The organism is Lujinxingia vulgaris (assembly GCF_007997005.1).
GTDB lineage: Bacteria > Myxococcota_A > Bradymonadia > Bradymonadales > Bradymonadaceae > Lujinxingia.
In genome coordinates, this window is sequence record NZ_VOSL01000013.1 from 21,867 (window position 1) to 46,369 (window position 24,503).

Genomic DNA, 24,503 nt, shown 5'->3' on the forward strand with positions numbered 1-24,503 from the left:
CTGACGTTTTCAACCGACAACCTCCCCGGCACCCTAGCAACAACTTCCCACGACGACCACATGGGCAGCGCCACATCAAAACACCAAATGGTCAGACAACGTGCCCCGCCCCACGCCCACACAAACCTCCCCACACCGCGTACCCCCCAACCACAAAGCGAACCCCCGGCCGCCCACACGAACCTCCCCACACCGCGTACCCCCCAACGCCCTCAACCATCCAACCACCTAACCACAAAACACGCCCCACCCCACGCCCACACGAACCTCCCCACACCGCGTACCCCCCAACCACAAAGCGAACCCCCGGCCGCCCACACGAACCTCCCCACACCGCGTACCCCCCAACGCCCTCAACCACCCAACCACCCAACCACCCAACCACAAAACGCACACCCCCGAACCCGACCACCCTTGATTGACATCCCCCCACCGGATGCCGAGAATGCCGAGCCGCTCTGGAGCACCTCGTGAACACGCTCCCGGCAACACCCCTGGCACCCTCTTACGGCCACCGTTTCGCCTATGCGACTCTCACTTGCGCGCCCCGAACAGGCCCCGCGCCTCAGCCAGTTCTACCGCTCGATTCACGGCCCGGAGTTCGCCCACCAGGAGCTCTTCAAAGCCGAGACCCTGGCGCAGCTGCTCACCGATGGCGAAATCGCCATTGTGGTGGCCACCCACGAGCGCGAACTTCTGGGCTGCGGGCTGGCCTTTGTGCGCAGCTGGAACCAGTCGCTGGAGATCAGCACCTTGAGCGTGTCCGCCCACCCCCGGCGCGGCGAGATTGCGAAGGCGCTCTTTGAGGCATTGCGCAGGCTGGGGATCAAGTCGTATGGCATCGCCTTTTTTCGAGCCTCCACCGAGTCGAGCTTTCGCCGCGGCCGCGACATGGGCGCGACCTGCTGGGGCTACCGCCCGGCGCCCGGCTCCCAGGACATCGGTCAGGCTGAACTCCTGATGGGCTTTATCAACCCCGCAGGCCAGCACCGCCGCGCCGAGCCTCCGCATAACGCGCTGACATCGACGCCCTTTGCCATGCGCATCATCGATCTTCTCGAAGAGGCCGAGCGCAACGTGCCCTACCCCAGGAGCTTTCCGGTGGGATGCCCGCGCGGCACTGGCGCCCCGGTGATCTCCGGGCGCATCTGGCCGACCTACCACTCCCGCGGAAACTACATCTACATCGAGAACGCCGCCGGCGCCTTCCCCGTCGAGATCATCAAAGAGTTCACCGAGCGGGTACGCAAAAAAGGCGTGCGCGATGTGCGTCTGACCCTGCCGGTCAACCACGAGCAGGCCTACCACGAGCTCTGCGCCATCGGCTTTCGCACGGTGGCCTACCTGCCGGGGTGGTTTCTGCGCGGCCCCAACCGCTTTGACTGCGTGGAGCTCGTCTTCGGCGCGCCCCCGGTCAACCCCACCCCCACCACCTTTGTGGAGCGTGCGGTGACCAAGATCCACCGCGATCTTCGCGCCTGATCCCCCGCGCCCTCTCCCTGGCGAGCGCTCGCCAGGGCCGGGGCTTATTCGAGCAAAAAGTTCACCGGCACGACGAGCTCAAACTCATCGATCACCGAGTCTTCGGGGAGCCCCGCATAAGGTTCTGCGGCCTCCACCATGCGCAGCACCTCCTTGTCGAGGAGGTTGTTTCCGCTGGAGCGCACAAGCTGCGGCGGCTGCGCCAGCGTGCCGTCCCGGCGGATGATCATCCGCACCACCGCCTCGCCCTCCACCCCCATGCGACGCGCCATGCGCGGGTAGCGCTTCTCGGCCTCCAGCGCGCCGGTGATGCGCGACTCGTAGGCGCCCCAGTCCACCGGGTCTACAAGCGGCGCCGGCGGCTCGGCGGGTGTCGGCTCGGGCGCGGGCTCATCTGCCACGGGCGTCTCTTCCACGGGATCTTCTGCGGCCTCGGGGTCCACTTCGACGGGCGCCTCCAGACTCACTGGCGCCTCCTCGGGGGGCGGCACGATCTCGGGCTCCGGCTCCGGCACCACGACCTCGGAGCTGGCCACCTTTGGCGCTTCCACCTGCTGGCGTGGTGGGGGTTTAACGGGCTCCGGCGGCGGCTCGGGCACCACTTCAGGCTCCGGCGGCGGTTCGGGCTCAGGCGTTGGCTCCACCGGTTCGGCCACCGGCTCGGGCGCCTTTAAGGTGAGCGTGATCGGCTCGGGCTCGACCTCGGCGGAAGAATCAAAGCTCAGCGGCACCGCAAAAAGCCCCAGGTGCAACGCCAGCACCACGCCCAGCGGCTTTCCCCACCCCACCCTTTGCGAAGGTTCGTTCATCGCGCGCTCAGTCGGCCTTGCGCGTGGCGATGGAGACCGACTCAAAGCCGGCCTTCGACGCCTCATCAAAGACAAACACGGCCTCTTCGAGCGCGACCTTGCTGTCGCCCACGAGCACGAGCACTTCAAAGCTCTCGCGGGCCTCCACCAGCGCCTGGCCCAGCCCCTCGCGCGTCACCGGGTCCTCGCCAAGGAGCATCGTGCCATCGGCCTTGAGCGTCAGCGTCTGCGCCTCTGGCGAGACCGCGCTCGTCGACTCGGCCTGGGGCAGCACCACGCCCATCTCGCGCACCCGATCGAAGTTCGCCGCCAGCACCACGAAGATCAGCAGGATGAACACCACATCGATCAGCGCCGAGACATTGATCGTGGGCGACTCCCGCTCAAAACTCTCAAACTGCATCGGCCGCCTCACGCACCAGCGTGGGCACCGGGCGCTTCTCGCCAGGCTCGGTCTGCGGCAACGGCAGCGCGGTGAGCACCTGCGAGATCGCGTCGCTCAAGGTCAGCCGGAAGCCGTCGGTGCGCGCGTTCAAAAAGGTGTAGCCGGCCAGCGAAGGCACCGCCACCATCAGGCCGGCCGCCGTGGTCAAAAGCGCCTTCCAGATGCCCGAGGCCAGAAGCTGGGCGTCGACCATCGCCGCGCCCGCGCCCTGCAGGCCGATGAAAAGCTCGACCATGCCCACCACCGTGCCCAGAAGCCCCAGGAGCGGAGCGACCTGCGCGATGAACGAGAGGGCGCCGACATTCTTTTCCAGACGCTGCAGCTCCAGACTTCCGCAACGCGCCGCCTCGGCCTCCACCCGATCCGGGCGACGCTCAAAGGTCTCCAGCATCGCGTCGATCACGCGCCCCACCGGGTGCACGCTACCCCGGGCACGCTCGCGCGCCCCGGCCACATCACCCTCATCAATCGCCTCAAGCACCTCGCCAAGCCACTGCACCTGGCCTAAGCGCTGCGCCCGAAACTCCAGCGCCTTTTTGACAAAAATGGCCACCATCAACGCCGAACAGGCGTAGATCGGGGCCATCGCCCATCCCCCGTTTGTCATCAATTCGCCAAGCGTCATCACTGCTCTCATCGCTTCGGTGGACGTCAAACCACGCTCCTTCCATAGCGTAATCACTCCACCCTAACAATGAAAATCAGTTTCAATTTCACATCTTTTCGTCTTTTTTCGACGACTTAGCCCCCACCGCAAGCGCGCGCGCCCCCGATCACGCGATCTGCGGTGAATGGACACCCTCTCGGCCTCACCGCGATCGCGTTGCATCCCCGTTTTTGGCTTAAGGCACCCGCACCGGCCGATCGCCCTGCCGCGTCCACTCCCACATCGACGCATCGTAGTTGGCGACCTCCCCGTACCCCAGCGCCCGCAGCACCGAGTACACAAAGCCCGAGCGGATGCCCCCGGTGCAGTACGCGATCACCTCGTCGCCACGCTCGATCTCCCGCGCTTTGAGCATCGCCTCAATCGCCTGGCGAGTCTTCAGCTGCTGGCCCTCAAAGAGATCTTCCCACCACAGATGCTGCGCCCCCGGGATGTGTCCGGCGCGCGACTCCCCGTACTTGACCTTGCCGCCATACTCCTCGGCCTCGCGCGTATCGAGCAGCGCCACATCGTCGCGGGAGAGCGCTGCCTGAACCTCGGCGGTGGTCGCCCGGTGGGCCTCCTGGCGCCGCACCTCAAAATCACCGGCGCTTCGGTCGGCCTGCGCTCCGGATTCAAGCTCGTGTCCAGCCGCCTCCCAGGCCTGAACGCCCCCCCAGAGCACATAGACCTTCCCATGCCCCAGATACTCCAGCGTCCAATGCAAGCGCCCCTCCTCGCCCCAGGTCCCCGGCGCGCGCCAGCCCCCGTAGACCACCACCGACTTATCGTTAAAGACGCCGGCCTCCCTCATGCGCACCTCCAGATGCGCATCGCCCGCCAGCGCCCCCTGCTGCTCCCCGCTCACAAGCGTCGTCCAGGGCAGGTTCGCCGCGTTGGGAAGATGTCCCCGTCGAAAATCCGAGGCCTCCCGCGCATCGAGCACCGCCGCCCCCTCGGCGACAAGCTCCCGGGCGCGTTCCACATCCACAAACACTTCAACGGCCTGCTCCCCGAACGCCACCAGCGACCCGGCGCCGCCGCTGCGCTCCTGCGCCTGCACCGGGCAAAGCACACCGCTGACGCAGAGCAAAAGTGCCACCAACACGCTCCCCACCGCCCCACCTCCCAGAAGGCTCCCTACGCTTCTTTTACGCCCACTCTCTGCTGCCAAATCCGCTCCTGTTCTCTTTCTTTACTCGCACCCAACCCTCACGACGTCCCATCATGCCCCCAACACTCCCAACATCACCTGAACGCCCTGATTAAAATAACCTGATTAAAAAAACCGCCTCGACGTAGAGACGTCTCGGCGGCGTTCTTTATTTGATCACGAGTGGCTGCCCGGCGAGCAACACCCACGCAGCGTGGGCCTCGCCAGGCTTCCTGAATGAAGCATTACTCGCGCTCTTCGACCACCTTCACCGTGTCTTCATCCCGCGACCACTCCCACCACGACCCGTCGTAATTTTTGGGCTCGGGGTAGTCCAGGTACTTGAGCACGGCGTAAAAGAACCCGCTGCGCACGCCGCTCTGGCAGTAGGGAATCGCCAGCGTGCCATCCACAATGCCCAGCGCCTCAAGCTCGGCGCGCAGCTCATCGACCGGGCGCAGCGTGCCATCTTCCGACAACACGTTCTCCCAGTGGTAATGCACGGCTTCAGGGATGTGGCCACCTTCGGGGTTGTCGCGCAGATTCTCGGCAAACCACTCCTCGATGGTGCGCGTATCCACCAGGCGAATCGTGTCATCCTCAATTGCCGCCTCAACCTCCTCGATCGTGGCGCGGCGCTGCGGCTGAAGGTCGACGGTGAAGTCGCCCGCCACGGCCTCATTCACGCCCGCCTCAATCGCCTCAAAACGCGCGCCGGTCCACTGATCGAAGCCCCCGTCGAGCAGGTAGACGTTCTCGTGGCCCAGGTACTCTAGCGTCCAGAAGACGCGGCCCGAAGCCGACTCCGAGCTGCCCCCACCGCCGTAGATCAGCACCGGCTGCTCGTCATTGACGCCGTACTCGCGCGCGATCGTCTGCAGGGTCTCGGCGTCATCATAAAGAATGCCGTTGAAGTCCGGCTTCGCAAAGACGCTCCACTTGATGTTGATCGCCCCGGGAACATGCCCGGTGGCGTAGGTGGCTTCGGCACGCGTGTCGAGCACCAGCGCGCCCTGGCGACGCAAAAACTCAAACTCCTCGGCGTTAACAAAAACCTCCGCCTCACAGGTCCCCGTCTCTTCCGAGCAGCCCTCGGGCGTCTCAAACTGCGCGGCCTCCTGACCACACCCCACCGAGAGCGTCAGCGTCACCGCTGCCGCAGCCCACACCGACCATCGACCAGCTGCCCTCGTCGCTTCGATCATGCTCATCGCTACCCTTCCTGCGTCAAAAAAAGGCCCGACACCTGCCGGGCATCCGTTTTTATATAATCCCTATTCGCAAACTAGGATTTACGAACAAGACAAAACATAGCGACGTGGTAGGAATTATTCAACAGCGAAAAACAGAGTCCATAAACCAAGCAAAATCAACCACTTACAAAGACACACCCCGAGGAGCTTCAAAGTTTTTTCACCCCGGCACGCAACTTTCTCCGCCGCCGCTCGACAATAAGAGGGTGACCCTGACCGACGCGCGAGGTGCGCGTGCTCGTCCCTGCCCTCTCGGAGAACCCATGACCCGCATCGACGGCTCCAACACCCCCGCCCCCCTCCCCACCGACGAGGAGTTTGTCGGGCCCCTTCCGCCCACCTGCACCCCCTCGCCAGCGCAGAGCGCCGGCGCTTCGGGCGCATCGTCGGTGAGCGAAACCTCCCCCCAGACCGACGCCTGGGAGGAGCCCTCAAAACCCTCCCTCTTTGAGCGCGCAAAAAGCGCCGCCACCGGCAGCCTGGAGCGCGCCCGCCAGGCCCTGGGCGACCCCGGCGCACTGACCCGCCAGGCCTTTGAGCCGGTCGTCGACTTCTTTGAGCCCTCCCCCTCCACCACCGAGGCCATCGCCCAGACCCGCCAGAAGATCGAGGAGACCGTCACCCGCGTCACCGACAACCTCGACCCCGAGACGCTTGAGAAGACCGCACAAACCCTGGCCGAGAACCCCGAGCTCTTCGTCCAGGCCATTGAAGTCTCCATCGACCGGGCCCAGGCCACCGTCGACGCCGCCAGAGCTCTGGGCAACGACGCGCTGGCCACCGTCGAGCAGCGTTTTGATCAAAAAGTCGACGAGGCAAAAGACAACATCAACGAGGCAAAAGACAACCTCACCAACGCCGCCAGAACCCTCGGCCAGGCCCACGCCGCCGTCTCCGACGCCATCGACAAAAAGATCGATCAGGAGATCGCCGAGGCCAAAACCGCCATCAAAGAAGGCATCAAAGAAGGCCTGCAAGACGCCGCGACCCTCTACAAAGGCTACGAGCTGGCCGATCGCCTCGTCGACTCCGCCATCGTCGGGGTCGCCTCGATGGCCGGAGACGCGGTGAGCAGCGCCGTCGTCGGTATCGTCACCGGCATTGGCGAGACCATCGTCGAAGAGCGCGAGGCCTATATGAACGCCCTCGGCCACCTGGAAGCTGCCCACGACTGGGCCTCCAGCCCGGTCAACCTCAGCGACGACAGCCTTCCGGAGATCGCCGCAAAGCTCTTCATCGGCGATTCTCGCGTGGCGTTTGCCGCCAGCGTCGCCCTCGAGGCGCTCGAAGTGGTGCCCGACGCCGCAGAGGTCCTCCTTAAAGCCGCCAAAGCGCTCCCCTCGGAAGAAAACTTCAACGCGATGCTCGATGACATTCAACCGGGCGAAACCCGCGAGATCAGCGGTGAGCTTCTCGCCAAGCTCTCCGTCGGCTTCGGGGCCAGCGTCAGCACCTCGGGTTCCGTCGAAATCACCCGCGACGCCAAAAACCCCAATCTCATCGAGATCACCTTCAAAGACGCCGACGCCGGAGCGCTGGTCTTAGGCAAAAGCGTGCAGGGCCAGGGCGCGTCACTCGACCTCGGCCTTAAACGCACCGACAGCGCTACCCTGCGCTTCGACACCCGCGAGCCCGCCCAACTCAACCGCGCGCGCATGGCCACCACCGCCGCCTTCCTTTCGGTCGATCCCGACACCCTCGCCAACGTCTTCAAAGATCACTACGTCGCCACTCGCCAGGAGATCGCCACCTCCATCTCCGCCTCCGCCTCCATGCCTACACTCCCCCTGGGCATCGACATCGGCTCCACCACCACCGTCGCACATGAGCACCGCGTTGATGACCATGCCTCCATCCATCGCTTCGAGATGGGCATCAAGCCGGAGCTCTCCCTGGGCAAAGATCTTGTCCAACTCCCCCCCGAGGTCTTCGCCTCCCTCTCCCGGAATGCCTCCAACGCAGCCTCCGGCACACTCGCCGAAATCTTCGCCTCCCAGACCGGCGGGCAGGTCGGCCTCAAAGCCGGCCTCGCCGCCGAGGCCACGATGGCGGTGGAGTTCCACAACATCACCCCCCAGACCCTGGAGGTGGACCTCAAGCTCACCGGCGATCTGGCCGGCCCCGAACATGAGCTTCACGTCAAGGTCACGCTTCACGATCTGCCCGAGCTCGCAAAAGCCCTCGACCGCACCCCCGACGAGCTGGCCCGCGCCCTCAACGAGGGCTCAATCACCCCGGCCGAGCTCTTCAACATCGTCGGCAAACCCGCCGAACATCTGGAGGTCAAAATCACCCGCTCCAGCACGCAGTTCACAGGCACAAAGCTCGATATGATGGGCCTCAAACTCAACAACGGCACCCGCCAGAAGACCGAAGAGGTCTGGAGCCACTTCGGCGCCCGCGAGCCCGACGCCCAGGCCGAGCTAACTCCCTTTAAGGCCGCGCTGCATCACGACATCTCGATCTAAGCCGATGCATCAAACGCGCGGTGCGGCGTCGCGTCGCACCGCGCCCTCCCCTCTCACTCCAGATCGTCGAGCCCCATCCGAGCCGCGTAGGCTTTGATCGCGGCCACCGGCGCCCGAAAGGTCTCCTCGCTGCCGATGTTGAAGACCACCCCCATGATCTGATCCTGAACTGCGACGATTCGCTCCATCGACTCCCGCGGGTCGAGGACCAATAATTGCACCGAGCCATCGGGCGCCGCTCGCCCCACCTGGCGACTGAACTCCTTGATACGCCGCACGTTGGTGAAGGCCACAAGCCAGGGCTGATCCCCCAGCAGAGTCACCATCGGCGTCGACGGGCCGTCCTGGCGCTCGGTGGGCAAAAAGTACCAGCCCTTGAGCAAAAACACCGCGCGCCAGAGCGCCTCAATGTTCTCTGTGGTAGGTTCGCGGCGTGCGCGGGCGACGTAGTCGCGGATCTCAAGTGCAGACATGGTCTCATTCTCCTGATAGCGATCGCGCCGGGAATCCAACGCGCCCACATGCTCTTTTCCAAGCGCAGCACCCCACGTCAAGCACCACCGCTCCCAAGCCGTATGCCGTAGGTCACTTCCATGCGTCTCCCCTTGTTGCGGCTCGCCAGCCTTCTTCTCATCACGCTCTTCGTAGGCGTTTTTCCACTGGCGTCGTGGGCGCAAACCTCGACCGACGCACACGCCAGCAACGAACACGCCAGCGACGAACACGCCGGCCACGCCCACGAGCACGCATCAGGCGAAGGCTCCGAAGAGGTCCTGGAGTGGATCTGCCCGATGGAGTGCAACGACCTTCGTTTTGAGGAGTTCACCAGCTGCCCGATCTGCGGCATGGACGTGGTCCCCCACCGCGTACGCCGCAGCGCCCCGGCCGATGCCGACCTCTTCGGCGAGCTTGAGGAGGGGGGCTTTTTCGACAGTGAAGCGTTGATGAGCGAGGCCGAGGTCATCGCCGAGCGCCCCGAGCGCGCGTTGATGCCGGGGGTACCGAACTGGATCTTTTACCTGGGCTGCGCTCTGCTCATTGCCCTCTCCTTTGTGCTGCTCCTCGCGCTGGGCAAACCCACGCGCAACATGAAAAAGACCTCCAAACGCTGGGACTACCCCCGCTTTGAGCTCACGCGCCTCTCCTTCTTTAAGACCTTTGTGACCTGGCGGGGCTTCCAACCCCTGGTGCAGCTACCCGTCGTCGCGCTCTTCATCCTTGTGATCGTCGCCGGTCTCATCGGCTCTCAGGATCCCTCCCGCAACATCGCGCCGGTGCTCACCTGGAACATCTGGTGGATGGGCCTGATCTTCTTTGCGTTTTTTGCCGGCGAGATCTGGTGCACGGTCTGCCCCTGGATGGCGGTGCCGGACTGGATCAAGCGGCTGAGCGCCAAACTCCCCGGTCGCGACCGCGCCATCGGCCTGGAGCGCACCTGGCCTAAAGCCCTGCGCAACCTCTACCCGGCCATCGTCATGTTCATGGCGCTGACCTGGCTGGAGCTCGCCTACGAAGCCCCCTACCGCCCCGCGCTCACCTCGATCATGGGGCTGGCGATGGTGGCGATGGCCGCAGCCACCCTCTTTATCTTCGAGCGCAAAGGGTTTTGCCGCTACGTCTGCCCGGTAGGCCGCGTCACCGGGGCCTACGGTACCACCGGCATGCTGGAGATCCGCCGCCGCGACGCCCAGATCTGCAAGTCCTGCCAGACCAAAGACTGCTTCCACGGCAACGAGCGCGGCCTGCCCTGCCCCACCGGCGAATTTATGGGGGCGATGAATGAGAACAGCTACTGCACCATGTGCACCGAGTGTCTGAAGACCTGCCCCCACGACAACATCGGCATCAACATCCGCGCCCCGATCGCCGACCTCTTAGGCCCCCACCGCAAGCGCCTCGATGAGGCATGGCTGCTGCTGGCGATCTTTTTGGTCACGATCTTCCACGGCCTGGCGATGATCCCGGTCTGGACCCGCCAGACCGTCCCGCCGCTGCGCGACGCTCTCGAAGCAACGCTGGGCGTCGACCCGGGCTACCTGACCACCTTCACCCTGGGCATGGTGGGCTTCTTCGGCGCGTCCACGCTCCTCTACCTGGGGGTGTGCTGGCTCTCGAAGTTCGCCAGCGGCAACGTCTTCTACCGCCTGCGCGACTTCTTCATCGCCTACGCCTACCCGCTTCTGCCGGTGGCGCTGGCCTACCACCTGGCGCACAACGCGCTGCACTTCTTCTACGAGGGCAGCAAGCTTTTGCGCCTGATCAGCGACCCCTTCGGCTGGGGCTGGGATCTTTTTGGCACCGCCAAAAGCCCCCTCTCGATGGTCGTGCCTCTGGAGTGGCTCTGGGGCGCCCAGCTCACGCTGGTGCTCCTGGGCAACCTCGCCACGCTGTGGCTGGTCAACCGCGCCACCCACCGCATGTTTGGCAACCGCCGTCAGGCCATCAAAGCGCTGATCCCGGTGGCGATCTTCGCGCTCCTGCTCAGCGTCGCCGCCCTCTGGCTGCTCTCCCAGCCCATGGAGATGCGCACCGCCTGAAATCGCCCCTGTGATTTTGCCCGCTGAGCACGTATTTACTTCGCCACCGGCCCCGCTATGGTAGCCTGCCGGTGGGCCGCGCCGCGGCTCGCACTCTCACGTCGTACCTCTCACACGCATGCTGCCGAGCTCGGCGCATCCCCCTGGCCATGACCCCCGAACCTCCCCAGACCGAGCCCCGCGAGTCGAGCGCCGGCACCGCCGACGCCTCGGCCAGCTCCGATGAGCTGCGCACGGGCACCTTCGCCGCGCTTCACGACGTGCACGTGATGCGCATCGCGCTGGTGCTCATCGCCCTGGCCGCCACCATCGCGGTCTTGAGCTTTGCCAAAACCATCCTCATCCCGGTCGTCCTGGCCTTCTTCTTAAGCTACGTGCTCGCCCCCTTCGTCAACGCCTTGATGCGGGTGCGCCTGCCGGGCACGCGCCTCTTCTTGCCGCGCGGGGCGGCCGCTCTGATCATCGTCGTGCTCGCGGTGGGGCTGACCGGGGTGGTGGGCACCTTCATCGGCGATCAGGTCCGACGCCTGGCGCTGGAGGTGCCCAACTACCAGGATCGCCTGGTCGACAACCTCACCGAGCTGCGCGGCAACGTCACCGAGCTGCAGCTGCGCGTGGAGAGCGCGCTGGAGCCTTTGCGCCGCGAAGACGAGGCCATCTCGCCAGCCGCTGCCCCCGCCGGCGATGAGGAACGCCTCGACACCGCCGAGCGCGTGCAGGTCTTCCTCGACCAGGGCAGCGGCGACTTCTGGGGGACCACCTCCTCCTTTATCGCCGGCGGCATCACCGGCTTTCTGGGCTTTTTGGCCCAGGCGCTGATGTGCATCTTCGTGCTCGTCTTTGTGCTCGCCCAGGGCCCGGGCATGCGTCAGCGCGTGCTGGAGGCGGCCGGAAACGGCCCGCGCAGCCGCCACGCCATCGACGTGATCCTGCGCAACGTCAACGAAGATGTGCAGCGCTACCTCTTTAACCGCTTCGCCACCAACACCTGCGTGGCGATCATCACCGGCGTCTCGCTGTACATCTACGGTCTGGACTTCGCCTTCTTGCTGGGCATCTTCGCCGGCCTCTTTAACTTCATCCCCTACGTCGGCCCGATCATCGGCACGGTCTTCCCGGCGACGGTGGCCTACATGCAGTTTGGCGACCTCACCGACGTGTTCTGGTGCGTGCTCATCTACGGCAGCATCACCGGACTTGAGGGCAACCTGGTCACCCCCTTTACCATCGGCCGACACCTCAAGCTCAACAGCCTGGCGGTGCTGCTCTCGGCGATCTTCTGGGGCTGGATCTGGGGAGCCCCCGGCCTGCTTCTGGCCATCCCCATTGTCGCCACGCTCAAGTCGGTCTCCGAGAACATCGACGATCTTCGCCCGCTGGCCGCATTTCTGCGCGGCTGAGCCGACTCCGCGCGCCGCGACGCCACAGCGCGCCTTGGTTCTTGCCCCGACCCGCAGCCTCCCTCTACAATCGCGCCTCTTCCACCCCACGGTCTGCTTACGGCGGAGTCACGCGCGATGCTCACCCTCAAAGACGGTCGCTACCACTGCAGCGAGATTCTGGGCGAAGGCTCGATGGGCCGCACCTACCTGGCCACCGATCACACAAGCGGCCAGACCGTCGCGCTCAAAGCCCTCTACCCCTCTCGCCTGGCCACCCTCAAAGACTTCGAGCTCTTTGAGCGCGAGGCCCGCATCCTCCAGCAGCTCGACCACCCGCGGGTGCCCGCCTACATCGACGCCTTCTGTGAGGGAGAGGGCGACGCGGTCTGCTACTACATCGTGCAGGCCTACGCCGGCGGGGGCGATCTGCGCGAGCTCCTCGACAGCGACATCCGCTTTGATGAGGAGCGCCTCCTGGATCTGATGATCGCCCTGGCCGAGATCCTCGACTACCTCCACAGCCAGGAGCCGGCGGTGGTCCACCGCGACTTAAAGCCGGCCAACATCATCATGTGCGACGAGGGCCAGACCCCCACGCTGGTGGACTTCGGCGCGGTGCGCGAAGTGGTGCGCCTGACCATGGGAGGCGGCTCCACCATCATCGGAACCTTCGGCTATATGCCGCCGGAGCAGCTGATGGGCCGCGCGCTCCCCGCAAGCGACCTCTACGCGCTGGGCATCACCTCATTGGAGTGTTTGACCCGGCGCACCCCCTCCGATCTGCACGGCGAAGACGCCGCGGCCATGATCGATGAGCTCAACGGCGTCTCCACCGACCTCCAACGCGTCCTGCGTCGGCTCTGCGCCCCGCGCATCGACGAGCGCTACCCCTCGGCCAGAGAGCTCCTCCAGGATCTCAAACAGCTCAAGAGCGCCCAGACCCTCATTCACATCGACCGCATCGAGCGCGAGATCGCCCGCCGACAGCGCGAGCGCGAGCGCGCCCTGGTCAGCGCCACCGGCACCGCCGTGACCTTTCTGGCCGGCCTGATCGGCTTTGTGGTCATCGCCGCCGGATTTGTCGGCGCCATCCTCGTCTTACGCGAGCTGATCACCACCCTGGAGCTGCCCATCATCGCCGCCATGGCGGTGAGCATCGTTGGCCTCCTGGTGCCCCTGGTCATCCTGGGCGCGCGATACATCCGCGACGCCTGGCAGCCCCCCCCGGCCAACTGGCTCAACCTCAAAGCCACGTTTACCGGCATCACCAGCGAACCTTCTGCCGAGGGCAACCAGACCTTCTATTACCTCAATTACGCCTTTGAGCACCGCGGGCAGCCCTTCGAGAACAAGATCACGCTGGCCGCCACCAGCACCAACCCCTTTGTCAAAAATGAAAAAATTCTGGAACGCATGAGCCGACTTCACGACCAGGCCGGCAGCGAGTTCGACGTCTTTGTCGACCCGGCCAACCCGAACAACCACCTCAGCATCGAGATCTACGACGCCGAACAGAACTTCGTGGAGCCGGTCCACCACTTCGATCCGAGCAAAGCTCACCACCCGGCATAAGCCCTCCGGGCGGCCTGCCGGCGGCCTTGTGTGGCAGCGGCGCAGAGTCTAAGATTCCCGCGCTGCCGTGGCACTTTATCGGGCCTGCGGCCTCGCTCAATCTCGATGTTTTAGCTCTGCGGTCTGTCCCCGAGTCGGCACCTTCGATGTGCCGCTTCAGACCCTCTTCTCAGCGCACGGTCAAGGAGTTCGCGTGGCGAACGATACCATCCTCATTGTCGATGCGGACACCAAGTCCCAGAAGGTCCTGGAGGTCAGCTTCAAGAAGGCCGGCTATCGCGTCGTCCTGACCGACGCCATCGCCCGAGCTCATGAGCTCATTGAGGCCGAAGCCCCCGCCCTGATCATCAGCGAGACGACGCTTCCCGATGGCGACGGCCTGGAGTTCTGCGCCGACTTAAAGATCGCCCCGGAGACCGAGCAGATCCCCTTTATCTTTCTGACCGAAGAGCGCTCCATCACCGAGAAGATGCGCTCCTTTGAGCTGGGCGCCGACGACTACCTGACCAAGCCGGTCTACATCAAAGAGATCACCACCCGCGCCGAGCTCCTGATCCAGCGTCGCGCCAAAGAGCAGCTCAGCGGCGCGGAGCGCGATGAGATGCAGGGCAACCTGCGCGACATCACCATGATCGACCTGCTTCAGCTCATCGAGCAGGAGCAGCGCTCGGGCTCGGTGCGCATCCGCCGCGGCTCGCGCCTGGCGGCGGTCTTCTTCCGCGAGGGCAACCTCCTCGACGCCGTCTGCGGCAAGCTCCAGGGCGAAGACGCCATCTACCGCATCATGCTCTGGCCGGAGGGCGACTTCGTGGTCCGCTACCACGACACCGACCTGCGCACCGACCATATCGAAAAAGACGCCTCCGAGCTCTTGCTCGAAGGGCTTCAGCGCGTGGATCGCTTCGGCGAGCTGATGAGCATTATGCCGCCCCTGGAGCGGGTCTATGAGGCGGACTACCAGCGCTTGCCGGCGATGCTCTCGCAGCTCCCCGCCGAGGTCGAGCGCCTGGTGCGCCTCTTCGACGGCTACCGCCGCATGCGCGATGTCATCGATGACAGCCCCCTCGACGACGTCACCACCCTGCAGATCATCTTAAAGCTCGTCGACGAAGACATCCTCCACGAGGTCATCCCGGCGGCCGGCCAACCCACGTCCGAGCCCTCCCCATCCAACCTCGACGACTGGCTGCGCACCCCGTCGGGGCGCGTGGTCGCCCCGTCCGACGATCCTTCCCACAGCGTCGAAGAGGAGCCCTCCGACTCCACCGACCGCATCAGCAAGCCGGCCGTCGGCGACATTGAGCGGGCGATGGCCGCCGCCGGCGATGAGATCGACACCGAGGAGCTCCCCCGCCAGCCCGACGATGGTGAGGAGCCTCGCCAGGGCTCCGGCGGCGGACACTGGAAGTTCCACTGGGACGAGGGCGAAGAGCGCCCCAACACCGAAGAGATCCCGGCCTCGGCGCTCGACGAGTCTGCCTCCACCGACGAGTCCGATGAGGCTCAGGCCGAGGGCCTGCGCGAGCTCGAAGATCAAGAACGGCGCCGTCGCGAGGCCGAAGCCCGCCACCTCGCCGAACAGAAAGAAGCCCTGGAGCGCGCCCAGGCCAGCGAGCCTGTGCCCACCGCCGAATTTGACGCGCCCACCGCCGACGATCTGCCCTCCGAGGAGCTCCCGCCCGAACCTCTCGACGATCGCGACGTCCCGGCCAGCGACGCCACCGGCGAGCTCTACGTGGCCGACCTGCTCGCCCAAAAGCCCTCGGCCGGGCGCCAGCGCATCCCCACCCCCAGCGCCTCGCCGGCCCAGGCGCTGGCGATCGATGATGCTCTGCCCAACGCCTCCGGCGCTGACGCATTTGCCCCCGACACCACCGGCGATCCCTTAAGCGACGACGACCTCTTCGGCGACGACAACGCCTTTGGCGAGTCCGACGACGCCTTCGGCCTCTTCGACGACGAGCCCGAAGGTACCCTGCCCGGCGTCGGCGAGGAACGCGCGCCCACCAACCCCCACGACACCGATCGCAGCGAGCGGGAGACGGCCAAAATCCGCATCCCCGACGCGATCAAGCGCGCCCGCGACGAGGCCCGTCAGGCCGCCGAGGATGACGCCAGCGACGCCCTTCCCGAAGCCGACGCCAGCGACGACGCCCCCGAAACCGGCGCCCTTAATGATACCGACGCCGTCGAAGACGACGCCGCGTCCGAAGACGCCTTCGCCAAACCGGACTTCGCCCCCGAGGTCAACCTCGACGAGATGTCCGAACCCGAGCCCCTCGACGCGCCGCAAAGCGACGATGACGGCGAAGACGAAACCACGCAAGGCATTGAAAACAAAGAAGAATCCGAAACCCTCACCATGCCTGCCGTCGAGCGACACAGCGCAGACAACACCATCGTCTCCACCAAATACACCCTCAAAAAACGTCGCGCCCCCGACGCTGTGACCGGCTCCGCCTTTGAAGACGATGAGCCCACCCCGGCGCCGATGATCGACCCGAGCACCGCCCACACCTCCCTTGAGGAGGGCCCCACCACCGACAGCCCGGACGCCGACGCCCGCGCCAAACAGGTCGACACCGACCCCGGCCTCGACAGCTACCTGGCCGAAAAGGACGCGACCGAACCCGAGTCCGAGCCTGAGAGCGAGCCCCAGGGCGAGAGCGAGCCCCAGGACGAGAGCGAGCCCCAGGACGAGAGCGAGCCCCAGGACGAGAGCGAGCCCCAGGACGAGAGCGAGCCCCAGGACCAGGACCACGACGAGAACCAGGACCACGACGAGAACGAGTCCGAGTCCGAGTCCGAGAACGAATCCGAGTCCGAGTCCGAGTCCGAGAACGAGAACGAGAACGAGAACGAGAACGAGTCCGAGAACGCGTCCGAGTCCAAACCCGTCTCCACGCTCACCGACGCCGACCACACCCCCGACGCGCGTCCCCGGGTGCAGCTGGGCGGCGTGCTCTCGGAGGCCTCCTTCTTCCAGAAGGGCGAGAACCTCCATGAGTACGATGACCTCGGTGAGGAGTTCGCCGGGGAGTCGAAGAGCTGGAAGGTGTGGGTGATCGTGGCCGCCGTCATGGCGCTTGTGGCGATCACGCTGGTGGCGATGCAGATGTCCTCGGGTCCGGAGCCTGCCGACGCGCTCCCCGAAGAGGTCGCCAGCGTCGAGGAGCCCGAACCTGAACCTGAGGAGCCGGCGCTCGAAGCGGAGGAGCCTCAGGCTGGCGAGGAGGTCGCTGAAGACGAAGCACCCACCGGCCTCGACCTCGACCAGGCGCTGGCCCGCGCTCGCCTCGAAGGCATGTCCGCTGAGGCTGCGGCCGTGGAGCTCGCCAGCGAACGCGCCGCCAGCGATGCAGCCGCCCCCTCCGTCGAAGATCAGGCCGCTGAAGAAGCCGCCGCGGCCGAAGCGGCCGCCGCCGAGGAAGCCCCCACCGACGAGGAGGCCGCGCCTGCCAACGACACTGCGGCCCCCGAAGAACAAGAACTTCGCGCCGCGGCCACCACCCCGGCCCCCGATCGCGAGACCACCGTCAATGAAGACATCCAGCGCCTGCGCACCATGGTCCAGCGCGAGCGCATTGATGAGGCGCTCCCCCTGGCCCGCGACTTGAGCAAACGCGCGCCCAACAACCGCCAGGTCGCCTTCCTGCACGGTCAGGCCGCCCTCTACGACGGCAAAAACTCCGAGGCCATCGAAAACCTCACCCGCGCCGAGCGGCTGGGCATGCGCACCGGCGCCTTCTATCTGGAGCTCGCCACCGCCTACCAGCTCGCCGGTCGCCGCGACCAGGCCAAAGGCGCCTACGAGAAGTTTCTGGAGATCGAGCCCACCGGCCAGAGCGCCGACGAGGTCCGCGCGATCCTGGAGTCGCAGTTCTGAGCCGCTGGCCCTCTCGCACCACACGCATCACAGGTTTTCACCATGCTGGTCATGACGATTGAGTCGAGCTGCGACGAGACCTCCGTCGCGCTCATTAAAGACGGCCGCCAGATCCTGGCCAACGCCGTCGCCAGCCAGATCCCCATCCACCGCCGCTACGGCGGGGTGGTCCCGGAGCTGGCCAGCCGCAACCACATCCGCGACATCCACCAGGTCCTCAACGAGGCTCTGGACGACGCCGGGCTCACCCTGAACGAGGTCGATGGCTTTGGCGTGACCTGCGGCCCGGGCCTGGTCGGAAGCCTGCTGGTGGGCATTGAGACCGCCCGCGCCCTGGCCTTCGCGCTCAACAAACCGGTGGTGGGCCTCAACCACCTCGAAGGTCACCTCACCGCGGTGCTGCTCGAAGGCGACACGGTTCAAAACCCGACCTTCCCCTACCTGGGGCTGATCGTCAGCGGCGGCCACACCGACCTCTACATCGTGCGCGGCCTGGGCAACTACGAGCTCCTGGGCCGCACCCGCGATGACGCCGCCGGGGAGGCCTTTGATAAGGTCGCGCGCATGCTCGGCCAGCCTTATCCGGGCGGCGTGGCCATCGACCGCCTCGCACAAGATGGCCGCCCCGACGCCATCGACTTTCCACGCCCGATGTGGACGCGCAAAAACTTCGACTTCTCGTTTTCGGGCCTCAAGACCGCCGTGGCGCAACACATCGACGCCCACGGCATCCCCGAGGGGCAGGCGCTCAACGACCTCTGCGCCTCCTTCCAGGAGGCCGTCGTCGACGTGCTCCTCTTTAAGGCGCTCAACGCCTGTGAGACGCACACACTCAAGCGCCTGGTGCTCTCCGGCGGGGTGGCCTGCAACAGCCGGCTTCGCCAGCGCGCCCGCGACGCCTGCCAGGCTCACGATCTGGAGCTCTTTGTCGCGCCGCCCTCCCTCTGCACCGACAACGCAGCGATGCTCGGCCCCATCGCCGAGCATTACCTGCAGCTTGAGGGCACGACCCATTTCGTCGGCCACACCATCCGCGCCCAGTCCAGCATGCCCCTTGGCCACTCCGAGCGCACCCCGGCCCGCACCCACCGCTAACGCCACACTGGAGTCTTCCGTGACCACCCCTGCTCCCCAGATCCTCGACGCCCTGCTCCGCCACGACCGCGTCAAAGCGCTTGTGCTCATCGACGAAAAAGGCAACCCCCTGGCCACCCGCGGACAGGCCCGCTCGCTGATCGCCGGTGCCCATGAGGCCACCGTCCTCACCGATCTGAGCAAGGTCAGCGCCGACGCCCGCGAGTGCGTCTACATCACCCGCCACGGCCTGAATCATTTTTTGATCGTGATCTTCGATGAGAACGTCGACTTCGACACCCTCAAAAAAGACGTCGACGCCACCATCGCCCAGCATCAGCGCTGAGATCTGTGTTTTGAGCCTGGCCTGAAACCACCCGAGGGCGCGCCGGTTTCGGCGCGCCCTCGGATCGAATCACGTCATCGCGGCAACGCCGCCCCCTTCCCCGGGCGCAAGCTCAGTCGCCCTTGCCTTTGGAGAGGTTGTCGACATCGCTCTCGGTGAAGGGCTCGGCCTCAAGCCCGCCCTTCACAAGCACTTCCGGCATCCCGCCAACCTGCTCCACGCTCAGCCCGTCGGCCTTCGGCACCACATAGCTGGCCATCCCCCAGTAGGTCGCCAGACACAGCATCCAGGCCACCCCGGTGCGGAAGACATCGCCGCGGGCGATGCCCACCAGCAGCCCGAAGAGCGACGCGCCCACAATGAGCACCCCGGCCACCCCGAAATCGCGCGTGAAATACGCCAGCACATTGACCGGCACCACCACCACCAGCGCCCCGGCGAAGGTGTTGTAATCCGGGTTGAGCTGGGTGAAGCGAAAGCTCAGCAAGATCACGATGAGCTGGGCCAGCGCCGCTGCCGCGTAAAAGGTCAGCGGCGTCCACGTAAAGCTCGATACCACCTCGGCCACTATCATCATGACTCTCTCGTCTGCGTCGGCTCCGTCGACTCGCCGGAGGTTTTTTCGGGGTCGAGCTCACCGGAGGGCGAGCTCACTTCGATCACATCCTCGGCCAGCCCCTTCTGAAAGCTCAAACGAAGGCGCGCGGCCGCCGCGCTGATCTGCGGCAACTTCTGCAGGCCCACGATCACAAAGATGATCGCGACGACCACCAGCAGCTCTGCGGCGTTGAGCATCATAACAAAGGTCTCCGGGCATCGCAGCTGGGCCGGGCTCTCACCCGCCTGATGCGAGGATCACCAGCACCAGCACGTCATAGAGTGCATGGGTGTACACCGCGACTGCAAAGCCGCGCAAATAGAAGATCAACGCCAGCAACACCCCGGCGATCGCCCGAAAAAGAAACACCCCCAGCGCAAAGGACTCGCCAAGCGGCCCCATATGATGCACCGCGCTGAAGATCAGGCTGGAGAGCACCACCGCCCACAACGCCGCCCACCACCTGGGCCACCCCAGCACCCTGTGGCCCACCATAAGCATCGTGCCCATCAACCCGAGCCGAAACACGAGCTCCTCATAGAGCCCCGCCCCCGCGCTGAGCACCAGGTTGTCGAGCACCGAGGCTTCTTGCCCCACACTCAGCCCCACACTCAAGAGCGCGCTCAGGCCCAGCGCGTCCATGATCGCCACGATCGCCGCGCCGAAGAAAAACGCATACACCGCGCTCTCCGCCACCACCGCCGGCCACACCCGCAGCCGGAGCCGCTCTTTGTTGCGCAGCATCACCGCCGCGACCACCATCAGCAGCAACACCCCCACATGCACGCCCAGGTAATACGTCAGCTCCCCGCCCACCGCCCACCAGAGCATATCGGTGATGAAGTCGACGCCGTTTCGCACCCCGCCGGTCCACATCACCCCGATCTGGTAGAGCACAAAAAGGGGCATCACCAGCACAAGGCTATGCCAGGTGTCGCGGCTCTGCTGATGGTAGGTGCTTAACTTCATCACTTCTCTCAAGGCGATGCGCCCCGGCCGGCGTAGGCCATCGGGGCCGGGTGCCTAACTTCGATGCAGGGAGGTGTCGCATCCATCGGGCGTCATCGTAACGCGCCTGCCCCTGCTCGTCAGCGCGCCTCGTGTTTCGCCCTCGAAGGGGAGCTCGATGTGACGGTTCAACCCTACCCACCCATCGCGCAGCGCACCACATCTCCGGGGCGGCCCGCCGCAATCTTCGGCCTGATCGCCCTGATCTGCGTGCTGCCGGCGGTGGTCATCGCGCTGGGGTTCAATGTAAGCCTGCCCCTGCCCTCTGCGGCCACCTCCGTCGGTGCGCTGCGCGGAGCCTTCACCCACAGCACCCTCCTGATCCTCGGCGGCATCCTCGCCATCAGCTCGGCCTCCTTAAGCCTGGCCCGTTTTATGGTGCGCCGATCCGCGCTGACCTCGGTCATCAGCATCACCCTCTTCTGGTCGGGCTTTGTGGCCATCATTCAGGCGCTCACCGTCGACGGCGCGATCTACACCGCGCGCGACATCGAGAACTACATCCCCTTTACCTGGACGATCACCCGCCACCTCAACGCCCTGCTCATCTTCGGCGCCGGCGTGCTGCTCCTATGGCCCCGACGCCAGCTCGCGCTTTTGCGCCCGGGCTTTATGCTCGGCGTCTTCGCGCTCTTTGGCACCCTGGCGCTCACCCTGCTCGGGCTGGCCTCCTACCTTGAGCTTCCCCAGACCACCCGGCCCGAAGCCATCATCGTCCGCCCCTGGGATCTTCCCGCCCTTGTCATCTTTGCCATCAGCGCCTTTGGGATCTTCCCCCGCATCCATCGCCGCTACCGCAGCCACTTCTCGTTGGCCCTCTGGCTGAGCATCCTCCCTTTGCTCGCTGCACAGCTCTACCTGATCTTTGGCTCCACCCGAATCTTCGACGCCGCCTTCAACGCCGCCTACGGCTTAAGCGCGCTCTCCTCGGCGGTGATCTTCGGAGGGCTGATCTTCGACTACGTCCGCTCCACCAGCCAGGAGCAACATCTCCTGCACACCATCAGCGAGCGCGAAGTACGCATCCGCACGATGTTTGAAGGTGCCGCCGAAGCCATCATCGCCTTTAACACCGACGGCGTCATTGAGCTGTGGAACCCGGCGGCCACTCTGCTCTTTGGCTGGCGCGAAGACGACATCATCGGGCGCAACGTCACCACCCTGCTCGTCCCCCGGGCCCACCGCCCCTACTTCACCGACCAGCTCGAGCGTCTGGTCACCGACCGCACCTCCCGCAACATCCACAGCTACGCGCTGGGCGGTCCCTTCGACATCGTGCTTTTGCATCAAGAGGGCAAAGAGGTTCACGTTGAGCTCTCGCTCGCGGCCAGCGGTCAGCAAGAAGCCCCGATCTTCACGCTCTTCGCCCGCGACCTCTCCGCGCAAAAGCAGATGCAGCTGCGCATGACCCAGATGGACCGCATGATCACCGTTGGCACCATGGCCGCCGGCGTGGGCCACGAGATCAACAACCCGCTGACCTACCTCATCGCCAACCTCGACCTGATCGAAGAAGCCGAAGACGAGGAGGAGCGCGACCATAGCCTTGCAGCCGCGCGCCAGGGCGCTGAGCGCATCCGCCGCATCGTCGACGATCTGCGCCTCCTCTCGGGCTTTCAGCAACAGCCCCGTCACAAAGTCGCCGTGGCCGACGCGCTGGAGGTCGCCCTGCGCATGACCCGCCAGCTCATCCAGCGCAGCGCCTCGCTCCACCAGACCCTGGCCAAAACCTCCCCCGTGCTCGCCGACGAGCCGCGGCTGACCCAGGTCTTGATCAACCTGCTCACCAACGCTGCCCACGCGCTGAGCGCGCGCCCGCGCCACGAAAACCGCATCGATGTGCATCTCCTGGAGGTCGACGACCAGGTCATCATCGAGATCAGCGACAACGGCCCGGGCATCCCCACCGAGATTCAGGAGGCGATCTTCGAGCCCTTCTTCACCACCAAACCCGCCGGTGAGGGCAGCGGGCTGGGGCTCTCACTCTGCCGCCAGATCGTGGAGTCCTTTGAGGGCAGCCTCACCGTCGAATCGAAGCCCGATGAAGGCGCCACCTTCCGGGTCTCCCTGCCACGCGCCGCCGCCGCGACCTGACGAGGCCGGATCGCAACAATCCAAATCCGCGGGAATGATCCTCTTCGCGCCCTGTTTGAGAGACGTCGCTGGTTTGACAAATGCATATCAGTTGCGCTAACCCGCATCTCTGTCGTCGGCCGCCCCTCACCGGCCGACACACCCTGTCTGGAGCACCCTCGTGAAGCCTGGCCCCGCAAGTGCACAACTCGATGTCGACGCCTCCGCCTCGGTGCACGCGCACCATGAGACGCCGACGGCCATCTGGGATCGCCTGGGGATCATCGGCTCGGTAGCCTGCATCATTCACTGCGCGCTGACCCCGGCGCTGGTCAGCTCTCTGGCCGCCCTGGGCTTTCTGGCCGACGCCCTGGTACACCAGGTGCTCGTGGTGTTGCTCCTGGGCGTGGCGCTCCTGGCGTTCTGGCCGGGCTTTAAAGTCCACCGCGATCTTCGCATCGTGGCCGGCGCTGTGGCCGGCGTCTCGATCTTGATCGCCACCGGCTTTATGCACACCTTTTTGCATGAGTTCATGCACGGGTTCTTTCACGCTGAGCTGGCCGAAGCCGGCCTCACCATGCTCGGCTCGGGCATCCTGGTGGGCACGCATGTGGCCAACCAACGCCTGATGCGCGCCGAAGGCGCGTGCTGCGACGACTGAATCCCCCCCACCTCATCTTCAGCATCGACGCGCTCGCTCGATTTGTGAGCGCGGCTTTGGCGCGCTAAGGTAGGAGCTGTGCCTACAGCTGGCCCCTTCCCTGCACTGGAGCACCTTCTATGTCTTCGGACGACGGCTCGCATCGCCCCCCCGCGCCCGCCCGACCTGGCGCTCAAAAACCGCGCCTCAACGTCGCCGGTGACCTGCCCACGCAGGCCAACCACGACCGCGTCTCCACGGTCATGATCCACGCCGAGGACCCCACCCCGCCTCCCGGTCATAGGCCCAACCTCGCGCAACACGACCCCGAGGAGACTTTTCCTCCCGGCGCCTCCGTTCCCGCGCAGAGCCTCACAGGCCAGCACCGTTCCCCGCACCAGCGACCCGCCCATCAGCCGCAGGGGCCGGCCACCGGCCAGCATAACGCCGCCCATCTCCAGCAGCATCGCTCCGGGCAACAGCATGCTCATCCGCAGCAGGGCTTCACGGGTCAGCATAACGCCGCCCATCTCCAGCAGGGCTCGGCGACCGGCCAACATAACGCCGCCCATCTCCAGCAGGGCTTCACAGGCCGACATAACGCCGCCCATCTCCAGCAGGGCTACGCCTCCCAGAGCGCGCACGACGCCGAGCACCTGACCAACACCGGCTTCATCCCGACCGAAGCCTTTAAAGCCGCCCGGGCGCAGCAGCAGGCCGCAGGAGGCAAGAAGCCCGCACGCGCGCGCCGCATCCAGATCGGCGGACGCACCTTCGAGCTCCCCTCGTTCGGCATGAGCGAGATGTCTGCCGACGCCAAACAACGCGTGATCTACTCGATCTGCGCTACGATGGCCGGCGGCCTCATCGGCTTTGTGCTCGGCGCCTTCAACGCCCGACTCCAGGGCTGGACCGTCTCCGAGGGCACCGCCGAGATGCACCTGCTCGCCATGGTCTGCGCCCTGACCTTCGGCATCATGGCGTACATGCGCCCGCAGCAAGTCGACCAGGTGCTGGTAAAGATCGGCCTGCTCAGCGCCGCCGACGCCGATCCGGATCGCACCGACGAGCTGCGCATCCGATAAATCGCGCGCACCGAACTGGAATGAGGCCCAAAGCGGGCTATGTTCA

20 protein-coding genes are annotated in these 24,503 nt (G+C 65.5%); 11 read left to right on the forward strand and 9 right to left on the reverse strand.

Features of this window, described 5'->3' with window-relative positions; translation table 11 throughout:
- Positions 1-525 precede the first annotated feature (525 nt).
- Positions 526-1,482 carry a hypothetical protein gene (locus FRC96_RS02445; RefSeq protein WP_146972447.1) on the forward strand — a complete coding sequence of 319 codons (957 nt, stop codon included), beginning with the start codon at positions 526-528 and terminating at the stop codon, positions 1,480-1,482.
- Between the two features lie 44 nt (positions 1,483-1,526).
- Here FRC96_RS02445 and FRC96_RS02450 read toward each other — a convergent pair whose 3' ends face one another.
- The 5 genes from FRC96_RS02450 to FRC96_RS02470 form a co-directional block, all read right to left on the reverse strand.
- Positions 1,527-2,291 carry an energy transducer TonB gene (locus FRC96_RS02450; protein ID WP_230469795.1) on the reverse strand — a complete coding sequence of 255 codons (765 nt, stop codon included), beginning with the start codon at positions 2,289-2,291 and terminating at the stop codon, positions 1,527-1,529.
- Between the two features lie 7 nt (positions 2,292-2,298).
- Positions 2,299-2,694 carry an ExbD/TolR family protein gene (locus tag FRC96_RS02455; RefSeq protein ID WP_146972449.1) on the reverse strand — a complete coding sequence of 132 codons (396 nt, stop codon included), beginning with the start codon at positions 2,692-2,694 and terminating at the stop codon, positions 2,299-2,301.
- Positions 2,684-3,361 (reverse strand): MotA/TolQ/ExbB proton channel family protein, encoded by a 678-nt coding sequence (locus tag FRC96_RS02460; protein ID WP_230469796.1) that lies wholly within the window; start codon positions 3,359-3,361, stop codon positions 2,684-2,686. Before FRC96_RS02460 ends, FRC96_RS02455 begins: the two co-directional genes overlap by 11 nt.
- Positions 3,362-3,578: 217 nt before the next feature.
- Positions 3,579-4,556: a sulfurtransferase gene (locus FRC96_RS02465; RefSeq protein ID WP_146972451.1), complete on the reverse strand. Its 978-nt coding sequence runs from the start codon at positions 4,554-4,556 to the stop codon at positions 3,579-3,581.
- 224 nt (positions 4,557-4,780) lie between these two features.
- Entirely contained in the window at positions 4,781-5,746 is a 966-nt protein-coding gene (locus FRC96_RS02470) for a sulfurtransferase (RefSeq protein ID WP_146972452.1), read from the reverse strand.
- A 305-nt stretch (positions 5,747-6,051) separates the two neighbouring features.
- Here FRC96_RS02470 and FRC96_RS02475 point away from each other — a divergent pair, with 305 nt between their 5' ends.
- Positions 6,052-8,256: a hypothetical protein gene (locus FRC96_RS02475; protein WP_146972453.1), complete on the forward strand. Its 2,205-nt coding sequence runs from the start codon at positions 6,052-6,054 to the stop codon at positions 8,254-8,256.
- A gap of 53 nt (positions 8,257-8,309) precedes the next feature.
- On the opposite strand, the gene FRC96_RS02480 is transcribed toward FRC96_RS02475, so the two are convergent.
- On the reverse strand, positions 8,310-8,729 hold the full coding sequence (locus FRC96_RS02480; protein ID WP_146972454.1) for an SseB family protein: 420 nt from the start codon (positions 8,727-8,729) through the stop codon (positions 8,310-8,312).
- Positions 8,730-8,849: 120 nt separating this feature from the next.
- Here FRC96_RS02480 and FRC96_RS02485 point away from each other — a divergent pair, with 120 nt between their 5' ends.
- From FRC96_RS02485 to FRC96_RS02510, 6 genes are all read left to right on the forward strand, one after another.
- Complete coding sequence (locus FRC96_RS02485; RefSeq protein WP_146972455.1) at positions 8,850-10,793, forward strand: 4Fe-4S binding protein; 1,944 nt, start codon at positions 8,850-8,852, stop codon at positions 10,791-10,793.
- A 149-nt stretch (positions 10,794-10,942) separates the two neighbouring features.
- Entirely contained in the window at positions 10,943-12,193 is a 1,251-nt protein-coding gene (locus FRC96_RS02490; RefSeq protein ID WP_146972456.1) for an AI-2E family transporter, read from the forward strand.
- 117 nt (positions 12,194-12,310) lie between these two features.
- Positions 12,311-13,747 (forward strand): serine/threonine protein kinase, encoded by a 1,437-nt coding sequence (locus FRC96_RS02495; RefSeq protein ID WP_146972457.1) that lies wholly within the window; start codon positions 12,311-12,313, stop codon positions 13,745-13,747.
- 193 nt (positions 13,748-13,940) lie between these two features.
- Complete coding sequence (locus FRC96_RS22595; protein ID WP_283808879.1) at positions 13,941-17,633, forward strand: response regulator; 3,693 nt, start codon at positions 13,941-13,943, stop codon at positions 17,631-17,633.
- A gap of 42 nt (positions 17,634-17,675) precedes the next feature.
- On the forward strand, positions 17,676-18,728 hold the full coding sequence (gene tsaD, locus FRC96_RS02505) for a tRNA (adenosine(37)-N6)-threonylcarbamoyltransferase complex transferase subunit TsaD (RefSeq protein ID WP_146972459.1): 1,053 nt from the start codon (positions 17,676-17,678) through the stop codon (positions 18,726-18,728).
- A 19-nt stretch (positions 18,729-18,747) separates the two neighbouring features.
- Positions 18,748-19,053, forward strand: a complete 306-nt coding sequence (locus FRC96_RS02510; RefSeq protein WP_146972460.1) for a hypothetical protein — start codon at positions 18,748-18,750, stop codon at positions 19,051-19,053.
- A gap of 112 nt (positions 19,054-19,165) precedes the next feature.
- Here FRC96_RS02510 and FRC96_RS02515 read toward each other — a convergent pair whose 3' ends face one another.
- Genes FRC96_RS02515 through FRC96_RS02525 form a run of 3 tightly spaced genes read right to left on the reverse strand, consistent with a single transcriptional unit; the run spans position 19,166 to position 20,620 of the window.
- The gene (locus tag FRC96_RS02515; protein WP_146972461.1) at positions 19,166-19,630 is read right to left on the reverse strand and encodes a hypothetical protein; all 465 of its coding nucleotides are present in this window, start codon (positions 19,628-19,630) and stop codon (positions 19,166-19,168) included.
- Positions 19,627-19,851 (reverse strand): hypothetical protein, encoded by a 225-nt coding sequence (locus FRC96_RS02520; protein ID WP_146972462.1) that lies wholly within the window; start codon positions 19,849-19,851, stop codon positions 19,627-19,629. Before FRC96_RS02520 ends, FRC96_RS02515 begins: the two co-directional genes overlap by 4 nt.
- 37 nt (positions 19,852-19,888) lie before the next feature.
- Positions 19,889-20,620 carry a CPBP family glutamic-type intramembrane protease gene (locus FRC96_RS02525; RefSeq protein ID WP_146972463.1) on the reverse strand — a complete coding sequence of 244 codons (732 nt, stop codon included), beginning with the start codon at positions 20,618-20,620 and terminating at the stop codon, positions 19,889-19,891.
- A 159-nt stretch (positions 20,621-20,779) separates the two neighbouring features.
- Here FRC96_RS02525 and FRC96_RS02530 point away from each other — a divergent pair, with 159 nt between their 5' ends.
- The 3 genes from FRC96_RS02530 (at position 20,780) to FRC96_RS02540 (ending at position 24,457) form a co-directional block, all read left to right on the forward strand.
- Complete coding sequence (locus FRC96_RS02530; protein WP_230469797.1) at positions 20,780-22,753, forward strand: two-component system sensor histidine kinase NtrB; 1,974 nt, start codon at positions 20,780-20,782, stop codon at positions 22,751-22,753.
- A gap of 160 nt (positions 22,754-22,913) precedes the next feature.
- Entirely contained in the window at positions 22,914-23,393 is a 480-nt protein-coding gene (locus FRC96_RS02535; protein ID WP_230469798.1) for a MerC domain-containing protein, read from the forward strand.
- 119 nt (positions 23,394-23,512) lie between these two features.
- Positions 23,513-24,457 (forward strand): hypothetical protein, encoded by a 945-nt coding sequence (locus tag FRC96_RS02540; protein WP_146972466.1) that lies wholly within the window; start codon positions 23,513-23,515, stop codon positions 24,455-24,457.
- Positions 24,458-24,503 lie beyond the last annotated feature (46 nt).